The sequence below is a fragment of the Limnobacter thiooxidans genome (genome assembly GCF_036323495.1).
GTDB classification, from domain to species: domain Bacteria; phylum Pseudomonadota; class Gammaproteobacteria; order Burkholderiales; family Burkholderiaceae_B; genus Limnobacter; species Limnobacter thiooxidans.
This window is the reverse complement of sequence record NZ_AP028947.1, coordinates 1,909,913-1,924,488: the sequence shown is the minus strand read 5'-3', so window position 1 is coordinate 1,924,488 and position 14,576 is coordinate 1,909,913. Positions and strand designations below refer to the sequence as shown.

General features: G+C 53.6%; 11 protein-coding genes. 5 read left to right on the top strand and 6 right to left on the bottom strand.

The window, feature by feature from the left end:
* The first annotated feature begins 219 nt into the window (after positions 1-219).
* Positions 220-750 (top strand): NlpC/P60 family protein, encoded by a 531-nt coding sequence (locus RGQ30_RS08860; RefSeq protein ID WP_130556260.1) that lies wholly within the window; start codon positions 220-222, stop codon positions 748-750.
* Here the strand turns inward: RGQ30_RS08860 and RGQ30_RS08855 are convergent.
* Positions 734-1,456 carry a queuosine precursor transporter gene (locus RGQ30_RS08855; protein ID WP_298217149.1) on the bottom strand — a complete coding sequence of 241 codons (723 nt, stop codon included), beginning with the start codon at positions 1,454-1,456 and terminating at the stop codon, positions 734-736. The two genes, RGQ30_RS08860 and RGQ30_RS08855, sit on opposite strands and share 17 nt — an antisense overlap.
* A 27-nt stretch (positions 1,457-1,483) precedes the next feature.
* On the opposite strand from RGQ30_RS08855, the gene RGQ30_RS08850 reads away from it, so the two are divergent.
* Entirely contained in the window at positions 1,484-2,521 is a 1,038-nt protein-coding gene (locus tag RGQ30_RS08850) for a hypothetical protein (RefSeq protein ID WP_130556261.1), read from the top strand.
* A 3-nt stretch (positions 2,522-2,524) separates the two neighbouring features.
* On the opposite strand, the gene RGQ30_RS08845 is transcribed toward RGQ30_RS08850, so the two are convergent.
* The 5 genes from RGQ30_RS08845 to RGQ30_RS08825 all read right to left on the bottom strand — a co-directional run bounded on the left by RGQ30_RS08845 (position 2,525) and on the right by RGQ30_RS08825 (position 7,782).
* Positions 2,525-4,681, bottom strand: a complete 2,157-nt coding sequence (locus RGQ30_RS08845) for a hypothetical protein (RefSeq protein ID WP_130556262.1) — start codon at positions 4,679-4,681, stop codon at positions 2,525-2,527.
* Between the two features lie 73 nt (positions 4,682-4,754).
* Entirely contained in the window at positions 4,755-5,645 is an 891-nt protein-coding gene (locus tag RGQ30_RS08840) for a DUF6279 family lipoprotein (protein ID WP_130556263.1), read from the bottom strand.
* Positions 5,646-5,706: 61 nt separating this feature from the next.
* On the bottom strand, positions 5,707-6,276 hold the full coding sequence (locus RGQ30_RS08835) for an ATPase (protein ID WP_130556264.1): 570 nt from the start codon (positions 6,274-6,276) through the stop codon (positions 5,707-5,709).
* Positions 6,273-6,683 carry a TA system antitoxin ParD family protein gene (locus tag RGQ30_RS08830; protein ID WP_130556265.1) on the bottom strand — a complete coding sequence of 137 codons (411 nt, stop codon included), beginning with the start codon at positions 6,681-6,683 and terminating at the stop codon, positions 6,273-6,275. The genes RGQ30_RS08835 and RGQ30_RS08830 overlap by 4 nt, the downstream gene beginning before the upstream one ends.
* Positions 6,684-6,768: 85 nt before the next feature.
* On the bottom strand, positions 6,769-7,782 hold the full coding sequence (locus RGQ30_RS08825; protein ID WP_130556266.1) for an alpha/beta fold hydrolase: 1,014 nt from the start codon (positions 7,780-7,782) through the stop codon (positions 6,769-6,771).
* 268 nt (positions 7,783-8,050) lie between these two features.
* Here RGQ30_RS08825 and RGQ30_RS08820 point away from each other — a divergent pair, with 268 nt between their 5' ends.
* The 3 genes from RGQ30_RS08820 to RGQ30_RS08810 all read left to right on the top strand — a co-directional run bounded on the left by RGQ30_RS08820 (position 8,051) and on the right by RGQ30_RS08810 (position 14,536).
* Positions 8,051-10,045 (top strand): alkaline phosphatase D family protein, encoded by a 1,995-nt coding sequence (locus RGQ30_RS08820; protein ID WP_338284346.1) that lies wholly within the window; start codon positions 8,051-8,053, stop codon positions 10,043-10,045.
* Between the two features lie 115 nt (positions 10,046-10,160).
* Positions 10,161-13,598 (top strand): hybrid sensor histidine kinase/response regulator, encoded by a 3,438-nt coding sequence (locus RGQ30_RS08815; RefSeq protein WP_130556268.1) that lies wholly within the window; start codon positions 10,161-10,163, stop codon positions 13,596-13,598.
* Positions 13,595-14,536: a response regulator transcription factor gene (locus RGQ30_RS08810; RefSeq protein WP_130556269.1), complete on the top strand. Its 942-nt coding sequence runs from the start codon at positions 13,595-13,597 to the stop codon at positions 14,534-14,536. Before RGQ30_RS08815 ends, RGQ30_RS08810 begins: the two co-directional genes overlap by 4 nt.
* Positions 14,537-14,576 lie beyond the last annotated feature (40 nt).

Here is a 14,576-nt window from a genome sequence, read left to right as displayed (position 1 = left end):
GCCAAATCGATTCTGGGTGATCAACCCAAAGCCGGCGAAAAGCAGCCAGAAAAGAAAAAGTAAGCAGCCCGCTTTTTCTGCAAAACCCCGACCTCTGTTCGGGGTTTTTTGCTAAATTTTACAGAGTTTTACCGATTGTTCTGTACTTTGCCGCTATGATACGGTCCCTCTAAAGCAGTCAAACGCTTGTCGATAACACACGATTTTAGGAGCAGCAACATGCCCCGTGTCACCCGATTCAGCAGTATGAAGTGCAGTGTGATTGTATTGATGCTGTCAGTTTTACCCGGTCTTGCAATGGCCAATTCCTCGATGGAGGAGTCCTCCAGCCTGCCGCCAGTTGAGTATTCCTACAGCACCGATTTGCAAAATGCCCTCTTGGCCCATTATTCCAATTGGGCAGGTACCCGCCACAAGCTGGGTGGAACCACAACACGGGGTGTTGATTGTTCCGGCTTCATCCAGATTCTGTTTCAGGACAAGTTCAAGTTTGAACTGCCACGCAGTTCGCGGGAACAAATGACCGTGGGCGAACGCGTGGACATGACGGATCTGCGCACGGGTGACCTCCTGTTTTTCAGAACAGGTCCCACTCGCCGCCATGTGGGTGTTTACATGGGCGACAACCGGTTCATGCATGTGTCCACCGTGGCAGGCGTTGAAATTGCCAAATTGTTCAGTCCATATTGGCAACGCCATTTCATCACCGCACGCCGGGTGGCCCTTGGGGCACTTACACCTTCAAACTGAACGGCGTGAAACGGGTATCCCTGTCGTAGTAGTCTTCATTCTCGGCGCGCTTCAATCGGGCCACGATCCAGTAAGTCAGGGGAGTGGCCAAAATCTCCCAAGCTGTTTTCAACACATACTGGGTAAGCGCCACAGTGATGATCTGGTCGGTTGTCATGATTCCCCAGAAGGCGATGGTGTAGAACAGGCTTGAATCAATGAATTCACCCACCACGGTTGAGCCGATGGTGCGGGTCCACAACCACTTTCCTTGCGTCCAGATTTTCATTTTGGCCAGCACATAGCTGTTGACAAAACTGCCGCTCCAGAATGCGATCAGTGAAGCCAGCACAATGCGCCAGGTGTTGCCGAATACGCTTTCGATGGCGGGTTGCCTGTCGGCCCAAAAAGGCGCTGCGGGCAGGTTCACCACTGTAAACGCCATGAAGGATGCAAAAATCAACGCGCCAAAGCCTGCCCACACTGCACGCCTGTCGCGGCCATAACCATACACTTCCGTCAGAATGTCACTGAAAATGTAAGAAATTGGAAAGAACAGAACACCGGCGGCAAAAGTTACGGTGCCAATCAAGGGCAGGTTGAGCTCGGCAATTTTTGCCGGTCCAATCAGGTTTGAACACAAAAGCACGGCGACAAAGGCCACCAACACGAACTCGTAATATTTGTATTGCCTCATGGCGATTTGAATGCTGCGGGTTAGAATCATTGAACCTTACACCACATCGGATGAATCATGGCAAAACCCAGCGCTTCTGTGCCCCAAGACCTTGCTTCGCAACTGCTTGAGGCAGAGGTGGCCTTTTGGCTTCAGAACCTGAAAGGCAAGAAGTTTCAGGCCATGCTTTCCGAAGAGGTGGGTTATTTTCTGGACCGTTTTGAACACATTCGTTTGCGCGATGCGGTGAGCGAAAAGAAAGTGAAGGCCACCGCGCAGCGCTATGCGGTTGAAATGGAAATCGGTGGTGCAATTCCCGAGTTGTTCGGTGAAATTGCCAACCGAATTTTTGAATTTCCAGCCAGCCGCACGACCAAGGTAGGTGAGGTGGTGTCCGATTCGATTGCCACAGAATTCATCGAGAAAATCTTCGAAAAGGAAGGCGTGCTTGATCACGCGGTCACCAACATTCGGAACAGCACGCCGTTCCGGCACTTTTTATCCGATGTCATTTTCACGGTGCTCAAGGGTTATGTGTTTGAGCAAAACAACCTGATGAAATTTTCCACTGTGGCCAGCAGTACCCGCAAGGTGCGCGAGTGGCTCAGTTCAAAGGCCCCTGATTTGTCAGAAGGGCTGGAAGACCGTGTGCGCAACCTGATGGAAAGCGGTGTAAAAAGTTCGCTTGAAATGGTGGACGAAACCCTGGACAACGAGCAGTACCGCGAAACAGCGATGAACAGCGCACTGGCCTTTTGGGATGTGGTGCGTGAATGGCCTTTGACAGCCTATCGCGACTATGTCACCGAACAGGACCTGCAGGAATTCATGGTGCTGGGGTACGAGTTCTGGCTTGAGTTCAGAAACACCGATTACCTGAAGTCGTGCATTGATCTGGGTGTGGACTTTTTCTTTGAAAAATACGGTGAGCAGTCGCTTCAGGATTTGCTGGATGATATTGGTGTCACTCGGGAAATGATCATGGACGAACTGGACAATTACATTCCAGACCTTGCAGCCTTGATCATCAAGGAAGGTGTTGCAGAAAGCTTTCTACGACGCAACTTGCAACGGTTTTACAGCAGCAAGAAGGTACAAGACCTTCTTGCTTCGTAAGCTTTACAGATTTCCGGTGCTGGTGCCTGCTGGCAGGTTCAGCGTTTTGCCGTTGCTGAATTTCAGCACCACTGGGCCGTCGGAATTGACGGTGTATGCTGCGCCGTTTTGCAGGCAGCTGGCCACCGTGTCCACGTCAACTGAGGCCAGGTTGCTGAATGTGGCCGTAAAGCGGTTGTTAGAGGCGGCTTGCACAGGCAGGCCAGCCAGCCTGCGGAATGTTTGAACAAAGGGCACCGGCCCGTTGCCCAGTGTCTGCCCATTCTCGAAACTGAGGGTGGTGCGTGCGCAGGCAAAGCTTTCCACATCCATTGAAATGTCGCCCTCACCACGGCCCTTGATGTTGCTTAACCAATAGGCCTTGTCGTGCTTGATCTCGTATTCGGGAAATGCAAAGGCTTCGTTGGTCTTGTAGGTGATCCGCCCCGGGTTTTTGACGCGCTTCAGGTTGCGGGTGAATTCCGCTTCCTTTTGCCAGTCGTCCAGTGCAATCAGGGTGAGGTGTTCGGCCACCAGGTGCATGTAAAACTCGTAAATCACGCCATCGGTTTGACCCAGTTTGAAAGCCCAATCCAGGCCGGTGTTCACCTGCACCAGTTCATCCAGTGCGCCGTAAGAATGCGTGCCAGGAATGTGGCGCAAATTGCCCAGGTAGTTGCTGATGTTGCCCAGGCCACCAATACGGCTGTTTACAGGTAGCTTGAAGGGCAGGGGTGCTGTCAGCGCGTCTTCCACCTGAATCAGCGTGTCACCCAGCAAGGGCGTATTCAGAATGCTGCCGGTGAAGCCCACCCAGTTGCTCAAGCCCGCAAAACGGTCTGGATACAGCGCTGCAAGGCGGGTTGAGCCATAGCCACCCATGGAGTAGCCGCCGACCAACACCCGCTCTTCATCAATATTGAAAGTGTTCAGCGCATCATCCAGTACGTCCAGTACATCGCGTTCAGACAGGTCGGAAAAGAAACCATACGGGCCACGGCCCAATGGTGAGACCAGTACCCGATCAAGCTGATCACCGAACTGGGCTTGCATGCCTGGCTGGTTGATCTGGCTGGCGTGATTGGCTTCACAGCCGTGCATGATGACTTGCAGGCTGCGCTGGTCATCGAAGTTGCCGTTCTTGGGAATGTATACGCCGTAAGGTTGGTATTTGCCCACGAAGTGAAAGGTCTGGCCGCAGAATGTACTTTCCAGTTTTTCCCGACCCAGTATGCCTTGCAGCACCATGCCTTCGCCGGTTGAGTTTGGAACCGTGTATTTCGAGGTGTACACGCGCTGCTTGAAGCCTGCATCCACTGCTGCTTTTTCGGTGATGCCAGGGGTCAGTTTGCCTGTGTCTACCTGTGCGAAAAATTCGCTGATGTCGCCCGCGCCCAGCGCGGCAGCCTGTTTGTCTTCCCACCAGTTGCCCTTGTTGGGCAGTACCTGAGCGGGAATGGTGCCTTCAGCACCTGCCTCTTCATCGGCGCCCCGGAAGGCCACATTCATGACTTCGCGGTCTGCCTTGGCAGTGACAGCCCACATCTTGAATGTGTTGCCTGCCGGCGCGGGGAATGTGCCGGTGATCAAGTTGTTTTGCGGGTTACCAGTGTTGAATTCATACACCACATCAGCCCCGGTCACCTGGAGACCCAAGAGTGTTTTGTCGCCTGTGGCAGGGTTGTTGTCAGTGTCCACTGCAATGGCTGCGATGGTTTGACCCGCTTCATAGAGGGCATTCATCTCGAAGCTGGCAGTGAAGGTGTTGCCCTGTCTGCTCAAGCGAAGTTCTACCAGGTCGGCGGTGCTTTCAGCACCTTTCGGGTAGCGTGAATCACCTGCCGTGGGAGACAACAAACCTGGGGTGTTGGCCAGTGGGTTTCCAAGTTGACCGGCGCGCGTGGCCAGGTTCAGCAGGGCGGGGCTGGGTGAAATCAGCCCGGTGTCAGCGCCATAATCGTCGTACACATAATCCCGGTACACCAGCACGCCATTGCATATTTCGGTCACACCCCCAAACCAGGAGTTTTCATTGCACTGGGCTGTTTCCTGTGGGTTAACGGGTGTGCCCGGGTTGCCAGTCGAGGGGGTGTTGGTCAGTGAGTTGTCTTCGGTGCCGCAAGCGGTTAGCAATACTGACAAGGTCAGCGCGATCAGTGTCTTGTTCGGATTCTTGTGCACAGCAGGGTGTCCATGTGAAATTCAGTTCAAGGAACTGATACTCGCTTGAACCCTGCTGTGGATTCAACTGCACTCAATCATTTCTAGCCAGGATCTGGAAGTCTTCAGCCCAGCCAGCCGCGCGTTCAGCGGCCTTGTTACGCTGGTCTACAGTGGCGGCATTCAACACATTCACAACCAGGTCGATCGTGACCTTTTGTCTCTTCTCATTGTCATTTCTCTCCGCGCTGCTGGCCGATGTTTGCCAGGCGTTGAGCAAGCCGGCGATTTCCTGGCTCAGGCTGCCCGCATCAATTTGCTGGTTTGACGCTTGCTGCGCCAGGCGCATGAACTGCTGTTGGCGCTCCACTCGTTTTTGAAAATACTCACCAGCTTGATTGATGTCGTTTCTTGACCAGGTCGCAATCAAAGTTTTCTGTGCTGGGTTCAAGTTGCCAAGCCAACGCTCGAAGCGCTCGGTCATTCTTTCTGCCGATGCTTGTGCCTGCTTGGTGGGGCTCAGCTGGATCCGTTCTGCCTGGTATTCCTTGTTGGACTTATCAAGTGCCTTCTGAATCTCCTGGATTTGCGCGGGGGTGAGTGTCAGCATATTTTTTGCAATCAATGGCGCTGCATGGTCTGCTGTGCGTCGAAGCGAGTCGCGAATGGCCTGGTTCAGTGCCTGAACCTGCTCAGAACTTACAGGTACTACGGCATTGCCGTTCGCTGCCAGCGCCACACGGGCTGTTTCAAGTTCACGCGCCAAGGTTGGCAATTCATTGCGGCGATGCCACTGAACAATTTCCGCCAGGCTGGTTTTGATCTGGCTGGACTGTTCGGCCGAAAAATCGACCTTGCTGCTCAAGTACGTGTAGGCGATCGTGACCGAGTTGTTGTACCCCAGCTTGATTGCGCTGCAGGAGGCAAGCAGGCCCACACTGGCGAGAACCAGCAAACCTGTTCGTAATCGGGTTCCAAATTTCATTGACCGCAGTTACCTTGAAAAATCACACACAAAAAATAAGACTACACCCTGCGTGATTCGTTCATTGAACGAGGAAGCATTCCGCCCACTCTGGCAATTGTTCTGCGAAGGTTTGAACCTGCTCACCTTGAATACGAAGTATTTTTCTGAATGGATCAGTGGCACTGGAATTGTCGAGTACCCACAGGTCATCGCACAGGGGGCGGGCGGCCAACACATTTTGAATTGTTCTTGGAATACGGCTTTCAATTTTGTCGTCGGGTACTGTGTGTCCACCCACTTCCATGCGTTGTTGAACCCGGGCCTTGTTCAAACCAGTTTGATCCAGGTGCACAAACACCATGATCACGGCATATCCTGCCGCTTTGGCCTTGGCGACAAAGTCAATTTTTGACGGATGTGAAAAAACAGTTTCAAAGCAGAAATTCTTGCCTTGATCCAGCAGGCTGTTTCGAAGATTCTCTGCTATTTTTGCAGCCTCGTAACTGTGGGCTTCGGGTGATTGCGAAAACACATCACGCGCAATGTCGTCCGCATTCACAAACGGCATGCCCAGCGGTTTCAATTGAGTGCGGTAAAAAGTGGATTTGCCCGCCCCGTTTCCGCCAACCAGTAACCAAAGCTGTTTCATGCCGGCTTGATGGGTTTGAACACGCCGTTGTCAAACTGACCAATCCTGATTTTGCCTTTTGCGTCGATTTGTTCCAGCAAACCTGGGTGGCTGCTGCTGGCCTGGTAGCGCACCTTGTTCTGGCTGACTTCGGCTTGCAATTCACCGGTGCTGCGTTTCATGTCGAGATTGCCAAATACGAGATCAGCACTTAAAGGCGGCGCATTGACCTGTTCCAGTTTCAGGCGGAGCAAACCCGCCTTGATTTGAAGCAGGCTTTCAGGATCAAGAAGGCTTTCGACTTTCTGGCCGATGCTGGCCCAGTATTCGATCTGTTCCGCCGCGCTGCGGTGGTGGAGTTTGCCAAGCGCTGTGGCATTGCTCATCAAATCCGATTGAATTCGTATGGGTGAAGACGCTTTGGCCATGCTGAACTCCATTGATTGTCCTGTGAGTTGTTGAATTGTAGCAAAATGCTACAAAATCAGCAAATCACAAGAACGGATGTTCGCCTCAAATGTTGCGTAACACGAATTCCTTGATGGCCTGCGCGCAAGGGTAGGGGGTTTCAATCATGGGCAAGTGGCCCACGCCATCAAACAGACACATTTCTGCACGCTTGATCAGCCGTTCGAATTCATAGGCGCAGCTCAGGTGAAGCACTGCGTCTTCCTTGCCCCACATGACCAGGGTTGGGGCAGTAATGTCCTCGAAAGTGGCCTTGGTGTAGTCTGGCCTGCGGCTCAACATTTCCTGAAACAGGAAGCTGTTGACGTCTTTTCGGTGAATCAACTCGGTTGCCGAGAAAAATGCGGCCGAGGCTGCCAGCGCCCGGTTGTGAAACACCAGGTCGGTCAGTTTCATGACATCCATGGGTGCGCGGGGCACCAGGCGGTTTTTGCCACGCAACACTTCGCGGATGAAATCGGTTTCTTCATTGCCGGGCAAACCGAGGGCATCCATCAGCACCAAGCTGGTGACCATTTGCGGAAAGCGGGCCGCAAGAAGGCCTGCCAACGCGCCACCCATGGAATTGCCCACCACGTTGACCTTGTGCACGCCGATTTGCGTCAACCAGTTGTGTAGGCGTTCTGTCTGGTCTTCAAGCCCATAGTGATGCTCGGGATTGAATCCACTTTCTCCCCAACCCGGGAGGTCGGGAATCAGGATGCGGAACTGCCCAGCGAAAAAAGGCAGCAATGGCAGCCAGTGTTCCTTCGCTGCAGCAAAGCCGTGCATCAACAGCAGGGCTGGGCTGGCTTCATGCCCAATTTCCAGCCACACCAGTTTGTCTTTGCCTGCACCTATCCGCTTGCGGTGCACACCAACCAAGCCGCCGTACCAAGGGTTCAGTCGGGTAAAGCTGAATAGTTTGGGGCGCCAGTCCCTCAGTTTGTCGGGTGATATCTCGGGAGCATGGCGCAGAAACGCTTCCCCCACGTGATCGAAATACTGATCGACGAGTTTCGCTCCTTCGCTGATTGGAGGAATTTCTTTGCCTTTTGTTTTGCGGACAGGTTTGGTCAAGTTGCACCTTTTTGTTTTTAATATTTGTACAGGATTGTTAAAGCATACTTTGAATAATTACAAACATCAGTGGATTTTGCAAAAGTCAATAATCTAAGTGGGGGGTATCCAAGATCATTCGGGGCTTTGCTTACACAGAACTTGCAGTTTTTCCATGTTTCAACAAGAAGACCTGTCTTTTAGTGTGTGTCCACTTTTGGCTTTTCAATCCTTTTTTCAGCTTCAACAGTACAAATTACAGAGACAACGAAAAGCACAGGGAAATGTAATGAAGCGCCGCGACGTATTGAAGGTGATTGCAGCCACAAGCCTTGTGGGCTGTGGTTCGGATGGAAGCATGCTGGGTGGCAATACCGGTTCCCCGGTGAATCCTTCTGACCCGGGGCCCGGCGCACCCATTGCCAGCAATGAATTCGAGCAGGCCTTGCCGCAACCGGGATTCGAGCCTGCCGGTTTTGACTTTCCCATGGTGTTGGCCATGCCGTTTGCGCATGGTGTGGCCAGCGGCGATCCACTGGCCGATCGCGTCATTTTGTGGACCCGCGTCACTTTGCCGGAGTACCCGCCGCAGGGTGTTCAGGTCCGCTGGATCGTCAGCAGTACAGCCGACATGCAAAATGTGGTTCGGCAGGGCACACAACGTGTTGTGGCCACACACGATTACACCTTGAAAGTGGATGCCCAGGGTTTGCAACCCGCCACCACCTATTACTACCAATTCATTACGGGGCCACACAAAAGCATCGTGGGCCGCACGCGCACGGCACCCGCTGAAATGGTGCCTGCAATACGCCTGGCCGTGGTGTCCTGTTCAAGCTATTGGTCGAGCACCTGGAGCGGTTACCAGGCCATTGCCCAGCGCGATGACCTTGATTTGGTGATTCACTGTGGCGATTACATTTATGATTTTGTGGACGAAGATGAGCAGGTGCGTGCACGAAAAAACATCGAGGACACAGCCTATGTGGATTACCGCGACTGGCTGAATCTGGATGAGTGTCGCAGGCGGTACGCCCTGTTTCGTTCGGACCCTGCATTGATGGCTGCGCACCAGCAGCACCCGTGGTTCATCACCTGGGACAATCACGACATTGACCCTGGGTTTGGCAATGAGCTGCCCACCATGCTTCCCGCTGGCGTGAGCTCAACATGCACGCTTTCAGACACCACACGCGCTTTTTGGGAATGGACACCTTCACGCCCTGTTAAACCGGACGGCAGTGGTGAATTCATTTTTTATCCTGACTCAGAATATCCCGCGCCAGTTGATCCTTTGCTGGTGTATCGCAGCTTGAATTACGGTCCATTGGCCAGCATTCGCGCGCTGGATACGCAAAGCTTCCTGCCGCGGTATGAATTGCAGGCCGATGCGTCGCATTTGCCTGAAGGCACGCCCACCCTGTTCGGCAAGACCCAGTTTGAATGGCTTTTGGCGCAGCTTCGCAAAGACGAAAGTGACGGCGTGGTGTGGAAGGTTTTGAACAACCAGACCTGGATTGCACCGTGGGTGGTTCCCAATGTGGTGGGCTCGCCGGTTGTGCCTTTGCCGGTCCGTTGGAGTGATTACAACACCGAACGAAATTTGTTGATTTCTCAATTGCGAGGCAGTGGCGATGAGCCTGCAGTCAATGGCACGGTGTTTGTGTCCGGTGACATGCATGGCAACTGGATTTCCGACGTGGTTGAAGACTCGCAAACCGCCTTGTTGAATCAATATCAGGTTGCACCACCCGTACCCAATTTGCGCCAGGGTACGTCCCCTGAAAATATCGCCGCGGGTTTTCATCGCTTGGCCACAGCCAACTTGCCGGGCGTGAATTTGCGTGCTGCTTCCGCCGCAGTGGAATTTGCTCCCTCTTCAATGGGGCGGGGTGGTGCCGACGAAATCGTGGCCAATGCCTTGCCGGGAAGCCCGTTTGCCGTCCAAGTGGCAGCAAGCCGGGCCATTGAAACTGCCACCATGCTGGGCAACAAGCATGTGCAATTCATGGAGTGGGTAGAGCACGGATACGGCATTGTGCAACTTCAGGAAGACAAGGCCATTTTTGAATGCTGGTGGCAAAACAAAGTGCAGGACAATGCGCCCGACGTACTCGGTATCCAGATGGTGAGCTTCTCCACCGATGAACCGACGCGGTTGCCCACCGCACGATTCAGGAATCAGGTTGATGCAGTAGCGCTGCACGGCATGTCTGTCAGTCCTTCTTCCAGCGCCCGCAAAGCACCTTTGGCACCGATGCCCGCGCAGATCCTGCCTCGATAGTGCCGTGCCACTTTAACCCTTTGGTATGGCGTTTGCTTGTTGGGGTGGACTGACGCCTGTCGGCACCGACCTGGTGCATGGACAAAAGTGCGCCCAACCGCCTGATTGACAAGCAATGACCGCATCCCAAAGGGTGTTCAAGGTTCGCCGCCACTACAACAAGTGGGTGGCTGACCAGACACTGGAAGATTACGCACTGCGCTTCACCGCCCGCAAGGGGCGGCACATGTCCATTCGCACCATTGGCCATACCGCACTGGGTGCGACGGCGTTTTTGGCATTGGAGGGCATTGCCGCAGCGGTCACCCTGAACTACGGATTCGTGAATGCAGTGGCTGCAATGCTGGTCGTGTGCATGCTGTTTTTCGTCACCGGTTTTCCAATTGCCTACCATTGCGCAAGGCATGGGCTGGACATTGATTTGCTCACCCGGGGCGCCGGGTTCGGGTACATGGGTTCTACCATCACGTCGCTGATTTATGCGTCCTTTACCTTCATCTTCTTTGCCATTGAGGCGGCCATTCTTGCTTCTGCGTTGCAAGCCTTGTTTGGCATACCGATGCCTATTGGTTATTTCCTCGCAGCGGTTGCGGTGCTGCCGATAGTTACTCACGGAATTTCAGCCATCAGCAAGTTCCAGATGGGCACTCAGCCAGTGTGGCTGGCCTTGCAAATTGCTGCACTTGTTGTTGTGGTGGTGGCCGAGTTTCAGGCCTTGCCGGACTGGACCCGATATACGCCGCCTTCTTTACCTGAAGGCGAAAGTTTCAATGTATTGCTGTTTGGTGCAGCAGCTTCCGTGTTGTTTGCGCTGGTGGCGCAGATTGGTGAGCAGGCGGATTACCTGCGATTCATGCCCGAGAAAACCCGCGACAATGCACGCCAGTGGTGGTTCTGGCTGGTACTTGCCGGGCCTGGGTGGGTGTTCATGGGGCTGTTGAAAATGCTTCTTGGATCATTCCTCGCCTACCTGGCCATTCAGGCGGGTACCGGTGTGGTTCAGGCCAGTGATCCCACCTACATGTACCAGCGTGTTTTCACCTATCTCACCCAGTCCCCATCTGTCGCCTTGATATTTGCCGGGGTCATGGTGGTCGTGTGCCAGATGAAGATCAATGTCACCAACGCCTATGCAGGTTCAATTGCGTGGTCCAATTTTTTCTCCAGGGTCACACACAGCCACCCCGGACGCGTGGTGTGGCTGGTCTTCAATGTGTTGATTGCACTGATCCTGATGGAACTGGGCATTTACCAGGCACTTGAGGCCATTCTGAGTATTTTTGCGATTGTGGCTGTAAGCTGGCTCGGTTCCCTTGCAGCTGATTTACTCATCAACAAACCACTGGGGTTGAGCCCTTCATTCCTGGAGTTCAAGCGCGCCCACCTTTATGACGTGAACCCGGTTGGTGTGGGGTCAATGGTTCTCGCCACCATTGCCGGCCTGCTTTGCTACCTGGGTGTATTTGGTCCAGTGCTGGCCACGCTGTCGCATTTTGTGGCCCTGGGTGTGTGCTTTCTGGCAGTACCTGCTTTGGCGGTGCTGACAAAAAGCAAGTACTACCTGGCGCGCCAATCGCACCAGTTGATTCCGATTGTTGAAGAAAAGGTGCGCAATCAAGATTCTTCTTTGGGGCAGTACCGCCGGCTGACCTTGAAGTGCGTCATTTGTGAAAACGAATTCGAGCGCGAGGACATGGCCTACTGCACGGCCTATGACAATCCAATTTGCTCGTTGTGTTGTTCGCTGGATTCCCGTTGCCTGGACAGTTGCAAACCCAAAGCCCGGTTGAGCGATCAGGTGATCGAGTTCCTGTCCCTTTTCCTGTCTCCGCGATGGGTTCGTCGGGTCAATTCCAGGTTCGGACGTTTTGCAGGCTTGTGGGGATTGCTGGCATTCATCAATGCTGCAGTGTTGTCATTGGTTTCCCAGCAGTTAAAACCTGTGGGCGTGGCTGAAACAGCCTTGTTGTCCCAGGCTATTTTCATGATGTACTTTATCTTGCTGATTGTGTCGGGCGTGGTCTCGTGGCTGTTCATTCTGGCACACGAAAGCAGGTTGGTGGCACAAACGGAATCGAATCGGCAAACCCGAAAACTGGTTCGGGAAATTGAGGCACACAAGGAAACAGACCGCGCATTGCAACAGGCGAAAGAATTCGCTGAGCGATCCAACGATGCGAAAAGTCGTTACCTCAGTGGGATCAGTCACGAGTTGCGAACACCGTTGCAGTCCATTCTGGGCTATGCGCAGTTGCTGGCGAACAAAGTGGATACGCCGCCCAAACACCAGGAAGGGTTGGCCATCATTGAGCGCAGCGGGCAGTACCTGACTGACCTGATTGAGGGTTTGCTGGATATTTCCAAAATCGAAGCAGGGCGGCTGATGCTGAATCGCGACGAAGTGCGAATTCGTGAACTGATCGGCCAGTTGACCACGATGTTCGACCTCCAGTCGCAACAGAAGGGTGTGTTGTTTGAATGCCGGGTGGCGGATACTCTGCCCGATTGTGTCAGTACCGATGAAAAGCGCCTGCGGCAAATTCTGATCAACCTGCTGTCCAACGCGGTCAAGTATACCGAGCATGGCAAGGTATTGCTTGAAGTGCGCTATAGAAACCAGGTGGCCGAGTTCATTATTTCAGACACGGGTGTGGGCATTGCGCCCGAACACCGGGAGAGAATTTTCCATCCCTTTGAACGTGTACGAAACACCCACACTGCACACATGCCGGGCACTGGCCTTGGGCTGACCATCGTTCGACTGTTGACCGACATCATGGGTGGTGACTTGAAACTGGAAAGCACCGAGGGGAAAGGCAGCCGCTTTGCTGTAAGCCTGATGTTGCCCTGGGTGCAACAACCCGCGTCGATTGCTGACAAACCACTGCGTATTACAGGCTATGCAGGACAGCCGAAGACCATTTTTCTTGTCGATGATGATCCGGTGTTGCGTGGTTTTCTTTCTGATTTGCTCACGCCTTTGGGCTTTCTGATTCTGGAAGCTGGTCATGGGAAGGATTGCCTCGTTCAACTCGATCATGTCTCTGGATCCGCGCGTGTGGATCTGTTTATTCTCGATGTGGCGATGCCTGTCATGGAAGGCCTTGGCCTGGCTGCTGAACTCAAGCGCCGGCAGCACCCTGCGCCAGTCCTTATGCTGTCGGCCGATGCGCAGGAACATCATCGAGCCCCGGAGGAACAACAGCTGTACACGGATTACCTTGTCAAGCCGGTGGACAACCAGAAATTACTGGACAAGCTGGCCCACCATCTTCAAATTGAATGGACTTATGACGCGGGCAGACCGGATACCGATCCTGCGAATACTGTAGTGTCCGTTTCGCGGGCGGATGTCGTGTATCGTTTTCCGCAGCACCCCTTGATTTCTGAATTGAAGGCCTGTGCAGAAATGGGCTTTCGCAAAGGAGTGGCTGAGGTGCTTGAGAAAATCGAACAGGCGCAACTTTTGCCCGGACCTGCCTTGAGTTTGCTCAAGGAGCAGGCAAAAAATTTCCAGTTTCAGAAACTGGCAGAACAACTGGAGACGCCATGAATGAAAACCAGCGTCGGGATGTGGTGCTGGTGGTTGATGATTCACCTGACACACTCACACTGATCAACGACACCCTTGAGTCTGCCGGCATGGATGTGTTGCTGGCGCTGGACGGAAAGCAGGCTTTGATGGTCGCCAAACGCATTCAACCGGATGTGGTGTTGATGGATGGCGTAATGCCCACCCTGGACGGGTTTGAGGCCTGCCGGTTGATGAAGGCCGAGCCTTTACTTTGTAACATTCCGGTGATTTTCATGACCGGCTTGAATGACACCCAGGACATTGTTCGTGGTTTGGAAGCAGGGGGTGTGGATTATTTGGTGAAGCCCGTGAAACCTGACGAGTTGTTGGCGCGTATCAAGGTTCACCTGCGCAATGCGCGGGTCAGCAACACAGCACAGGCCGCACTGGATCACGCAGGCCAGCACTTGATGACCGTGAATGTGCTGGGGCAAATCACCTGGGCCACGCCACAAGCCCATGCACTGCTTGCGAAGGCCCAGGTCAACACCCCAGCCAACATGGATTGGCAGCAGAGCCAGCTGGCTGCACAGTTGCGACACTGGCTTTCCCAAACCCCCGATGCACAGGCCCAATTGCCTTTGCACGGTTTGGCGGTTCCAATCAGTTTGCGTATGCTGGGGCGCGAGCCCAATGGCCAATGTCTGATTCGTCTTGTTGATGAAGTGCCCGCCAACCTGCGCGTTAAAAACGCTGCTGTATTGAAACAGGAATTGGGGCTGACAGAACGCGAATCGGAAGTGCTGTACTGGATTGCCAATGGCAAAACCAACCGCGAAGTGGCCGAGATTCTGGGTATGAGCCCGCGTACCGTGAACAAGCACCTGGAGCAGGTGTTTCCCAAGCTGGGCGTGGAAAACCGCACCGCTGCCGCAGGCATTGCATTGCGTTGCCTGGACAAGGACTACGTCAAATGACGTAGTTGATTAAGTCAATTCGCTTATACCGCAATGCAGC

Excerpts from the sequence above, each read along its gene's own strand:
- RGQ30_RS08815 (WP_130556268.1), top strand. The coding sequence starts at position 10,161 with ATGACCGCATCCCAAAGGGTGTTCAAGGTTCGCCGCCACTACAACAAG.
- RGQ30_RS08835 (WP_130556264.1), bottom strand. The coding sequence starts at position 6,276 with ATGAAACAGCTTTGGTTACTGGTTGGCGGAAACGGGGCGGGCAAATCC.
- RGQ30_RS08860 (WP_130556260.1), top strand. The coding sequence starts at position 220 with ATGCCCCGTGTCACCCGATTCAGCAGTATGAAGTGCAGTGTGATTGTA.
- RGQ30_RS08830 (WP_130556265.1), bottom strand. The coding sequence starts at position 6,683 with ATGGCCAAAGCGTCTTCACCCATACGAATTCAATCGGATTTGATGAGC.
- RGQ30_RS08810 (WP_130556269.1), top strand. The coding sequence starts at position 13,595 with ATGAATGAAAACCAGCGTCGGGATGTGGTGCTGGTGGTTGATGATTCA.
- RGQ30_RS08840 (WP_130556263.1), bottom strand. The coding sequence starts at position 5,645 with ATGAAATTTGGAACCCGATTACGAACAGGTTTGCTGGTTCTCGCCAGT.
- RGQ30_RS08850 (WP_130556261.1), top strand. The coding sequence starts at position 1,484 with ATGGCAAAACCCAGCGCTTCTGTGCCCCAAGACCTTGCTTCGCAACTG.
- RGQ30_RS08820 (WP_338284346.1), top strand. The coding sequence starts at position 8,051 with ATGAAGCGCCGCGACGTATTGAAGGTGATTGCAGCCACAAGCCTTGTG.
- RGQ30_RS08855 (WP_298217149.1), bottom strand. The coding sequence starts at position 1,456 with ATGATTCTAACCCGCAGCATTCAAATCGCCATGAGGCAATACAAATAT.